Here is a 4463-nt window from a genome sequence, read left to right on the forward strand (position 1 = left end):
TCCGTCTTCCGGCCGGGCACTGCCGCCCCGGCGGCGTCCCCTGCCGTCTCCGATACCTGGCCGTCGATGCGCCGCGTTGATCCGATGTCGGCCACGGGCTCCGAGGCAGCGGGTTCCTACCCGGCGGGCCCGGCTGGCTGGACCGATCGGGGCACGCCCGGGTCCGCGGCCATGAACCGTCGAGGCACGGAGAGTGCCAACGGCAACGGCAGGATGCTGCCAATCGAGACCCGCACCTTCGATCCGCTGCTCGACCAGTTCCCCCCGAATCCGGGCGGGGCGTTCGGTCAGGCGTACCCGCCGCCCCCACCGGGGGAGACCCGGGCCTGGCGGGGCGATCCGCTGAACCCGCCGCCGCTGAACCCGCCACCGTCCGACCCGTACGCCCAGTCCCCGCCACCGGGCCCGCCGCTGAACCCGCCACCGGCCGACCCGTACGCCCAGTCCCCGCCACCGGCCCCGCGGGACGAGCGCCATGATCCGTGGCGGAGCACGCCGCCGGTGGCGGCGGCGTGCTCGTCCGCTCTGGAGGAGACCGCCGCGATGAGACGGGCGGACTTCGACTCCGCCGCTCCCCGGCCGTACGGCGAGATGGATGGGCGATACGAGACCTATCGACCGTCGACCGAGTATCCCGCGCCGCCGCCCGACCGGTCGAGAACCGGAAGTAAGGCAGCCGGCGGCCCGTACACCGGCCCGGCCCGCACGCCCACCGAAGCCGGCCGCATCCCCTCCTGGCTACGCGATCCCGAGCCGGCCGGGTCGCCCGGCGGACCGGCCGGGACCGGGCGGCACCGCGATCCGAACCGCGGCGATCAGGCCCACGGCGGCCGGGCCCACGACGAATCGTTCCGGACGGAGCACGACCCATCGGCCGCGGCCGGCCGGCGTCGGGCCGGTGGCCCGGTGGGACCGGGTTCCCGGGAGACGGGAAACGGCCGGGCGGGGCTCGCCACCAGCGCACTGCTGCCCGCTCCCCCGGAGACGGCGTCCCGCGGCTGGCGCAGGCTCGTGTACCAGGTCTCGGCGGGCGCGGTGAACCCCGGTCCGTCCCCCGACGAGGTTCGCGACCGCCGGCTCCTCGCGCGCATCCGGAACCCGCTGCACGACTGTCACCGCATCGCGGTGATGTCCCTCAAGGGCGGCGTCGGCAAGACCACGACGACGGTGGCGGTCGGTTCCACGCTGGCCGGCCTGCGCGATGACCGGGTGGTGGCGATCGACGCGAATCCGGACCGTGGCACCCTGGGTTCCAGGGTGCCACGCACCTCCGCGCACACGGTGCGCGAACTGCTGGAGGACGCTCCGCGTCTGCACCGGTACGTGGACGTCCGCAGGTACCTGTCACAGGCCGACTCGAGGCTGGAGGTGCTGGCGTCGGCCAACGATCCGGAGCTGTCGGACACCTTCGGGGACGCCGACTACCGGGCAGTCGACGATCTACTGCAACGGCACTACTCGATCCTGTTGACCGATTGTGGGACGGGCATCCTGCACAGTGCGATGCATGGGGTGCTGGAGCTGGCCGACACGCTGGTGATCGTGAGCAGCGCCAGCGCCGACGGCGGGTCCAGCGCGAGCGCCACCCTCGACTGGTTGGACGCGCACGGCTACTCCGACCATGTCCGCGAGGCGGTCGCCGTGATCTCGATGTTCCCCGTCCAGGGCGAGCGGGTCGACGTCGACACGCTGGAACGGCATTTTGAAGCCCGGACGCGACGGGTGGTCCGGGTCCCGTTCGACCCGCATCTGGCCGACGGGGGACGGATCGTGCTGTCGAGCCTGAAACGGGAGACGCGGGCGGCCTATCGGGAGATCGCCGGCGCGGTAGCCGAACGCTTCGGCGAGGAACGCCGCAGCTACCCGGGCGGCTGACGCCGCTGACACCGCCGGCTGCCTCAGCAGTTCAGCAGCTCAGCGCCGCCACCGCCGCCCGCACGCCGGGACGACGCAGTTGCCGGGCGATGGTGGTCCGTCCCTCGATGAGCCGGGTGAACAGCCCGAAGGTGCCCGGAGCCGCCATGACCGTGTGCATCGCGCCCGGCCGGCGGGTGAACGCGGCCAAGACCTCTCGTCCCGCCGCCATCTCGGGGCCCAGGATCGCCTCGACGCGCGCGGGATAGGCCGCCAAGGCGTCGAGCGCCGTGACGCCCGGGCCAGTCCGCCTTGTATCCGTGACCCCCCCGGCCCGGGTCACGCCCGCCCTCGCGCGACCGACGCCCCCACTCGCCGCGGCGGCAGCCTCCCCGGCGAGCCGACCCGACCGTAATGCGAACGAGATGCCTTCGCGTGTCCACGGATCCAGGAGCCCGGCCGCGTCCCCCGCGACCAACACCCGGCCTCGCCGCAGCGGGGAGCCGACGGCCCGCACCCGGGTGAGATGTCCGGAGTCATGCTGGCGCGGCAGGTCGGTGAGCCCGAGCCGGTCGACGAACCGGGTGTAATAGGCGCGCAGCGCGGCGCCCTCGGCACGATCACCGATCACGCCGACCGTGAGCACCCGTCCCTTGGGGAACACCCACCCGTAGGAACCCGGCACCGGCCCCCAGTCGATGAGCATGCGTCCGGCCCATCGCGCGGCGCGCGCCGGGTCGGCGACAAACTCGCCCTCCAGGCCGACGTCGACCTGGTCACAGCGGACACCGACATAGGTGCCGCAACGACCCGAGGTGCCGTCCGCACCCACCACCACCCGGGCGCGCAGGTCCGCCCCCGCACGCAGACGCACGGTCACCCAACCGTCGTCCTGATCCCCGGTGTCCTCGGCGATCCCGGTCCCGCCCGGCCCGCTCTCGGTCAGCCCCACCACGTGCGCACCGGTCCGCACGGCCGCGCCGGCCGCGACCGCCGCGGCCAGGAGAGCGGCGTCCAGATCGGATCGCATCACCATCGACATCCAGGGACGGCCGCCGGACCGGCCGCGGGTGACCTCGAAGCGGCCGTCCCAGGTCATCGTCAGGGAGCTGACGCTGGCTCGAACCAGACCGGTCAGTTCGATGCCGAGATGATCCGCCGAAAGGCCGACCAGGCCGCCACCGCAGGTCTTGTAACGAGGTACCGCCGAGCGTTCGAGCACGCACACCCGGGCCCCGGCGTTCGCCGCCGCCCGCGCCGCGCTGCCACCGGCCGGACCCGCCCCGACGACAATGACGTCAAAGGTGTTCTCCGGGTCGTCAACCCTGCTCACAGCGCTCCATCCTCCCGACACCGCATCCCGCCCAGGCACCGCAGTCTGCCCAGGCACCGCAGTCTGCGCAGGCAGCGCGGTCTGCGCCGATGCCGTCAGCGCAGGGTGAGGCTGCGTCCAACAAGACCCGCCCGCACCCGGCGTTCGTGCGCGGTCAGTGCCGTGGTGTCGGCCAGGGCCCTTTGGTAGGCCACCCGCAGCGCGGCGGCCGGCTCCTCACAGCTACCCGCCTCGCTTCCGGGCGCGAGATCCCAGACGGGCACGACGAGCCCGGCGGCGCGGAAGAACCCGATGAACCTGGAGCCCTCCCCCACCGTGAGACGTTCGGCCGCGGCCAGGCGAGCCAGCGCATCCAGCAACGCCTCCTCGGTGGGGGCGACGTCGGCGCCCGCGCCGATGGGAGCGACCACCTCGGCCTCGGAGTCGGTGCCCGCCGCAGCACCCGCCGCACCCGGCCAGGCCAGCGGAAGCGCCCACCGCAGGTGCCAGCGGTCACCGGGATGGCACCAGTAGGCGGCCGGCACCGAGGTGAGCCGTACGGTGGGCACCACGGTGGCGTTGGCGCGCTCCAGCATCACCGCCACCTCCTGGTTCGGACCGCTCTCCTCGTCGGACGGTGGCAGCCACCATCCGAATCCAGAATGAACGGTGATGTCCAGGGGCGCCGGGTCCAGCAGGTCGGTGAGCCGGGGCAACCCGGCGAGTCCCGCGGGCAGTTGTTCCACGAGACGCGGCGCGGAGGCGGGCGGGATGTCGATCACACTCCCCGACTCGGCGGCGAGTGCGGCGAGCAGGGCACCGGCGACGTCCCGCGATACGTCCAGACCCGGAAGGGCGATCTGCAGGGCGACCAGGATTTCGCCGTCCTCGCGCACCAGGGCGGGGGCGGCCTGCGGCAGCATCGTGCAGAGCGTGATGCGCCGGTCGGCGTGCTCGGGATGGTCGGCGAGGTAGGCCGCCGCCAGGGCCAGCGGCGCGGTGGCGCTGGGCACCAGCTCCCGCAGGGCGACCAGGTCCGGCTCGTCGCGGCGGCCCGCGAACGGGCGCAGCACGGGAGCCTGCCGGTTCCGCTCGCCGTGGCACGCCTTGTAACGACGGCCCGACCCGCAGGGACAGGGTTCCCGCGGTCCAACGGCGGGGATGGCACCATCGGATCCGTGGACGGACGAGCGGCGACGGCTCCGTGCGGCTCCCCCGCCAGAGCCGGGCGTGGCGACTCGTGCCGGGCGGGTGCCGGGACGCTGGGGTGCGGGTCGGCGAGCGATCACGACCTCCT

The 4463-nt window shown here is 73.8% G+C and carries 3 protein-coding genes; 1 reads left to right on the forward strand and 2 read right to left on the reverse strand.

Annotation, left to right across the window (positions count from 1 at the left end):
- The coding region (locus tag AC08ON_RS09120; protein WP_476616786.1) for a MinD/ParA family ATP-binding protein at positions 1-1875 on the forward strand (1875 nt) is incomplete at its 5' end.
- A 31-nt stretch (positions 1876-1906) separates the two neighbouring features.
- On the opposite strand, the gene AC08ON_RS09125 is transcribed toward AC08ON_RS09120, so the two are convergent.
- Both AC08ON_RS09125 and AC08ON_RS09130 read right to left on the reverse strand, forming a co-directional pair.
- Complete coding sequence (locus tag AC08ON_RS09125; RefSeq protein WP_476607196.1) at positions 1907-3187, reverse strand: geranylgeranyl reductase family protein; 1281 nt, start codon at positions 3185-3187, stop codon at positions 1907-1909.
- A gap of 95 nt (positions 3188-3282) precedes the next feature.
- On the reverse strand, positions 3283-4455 hold the full coding sequence (locus AC08ON_RS09130; RefSeq protein ID WP_476607195.1) for a DUF5926 family protein: 1173 nt from the start codon (positions 4453-4455) through the stop codon (positions 3283-3285).
- Between the last annotated feature and the right edge of the window lie 8 nt (positions 4456-4463).

This window comes from Frankia sp. CoWAU3, from assembly GCF_977971855.1.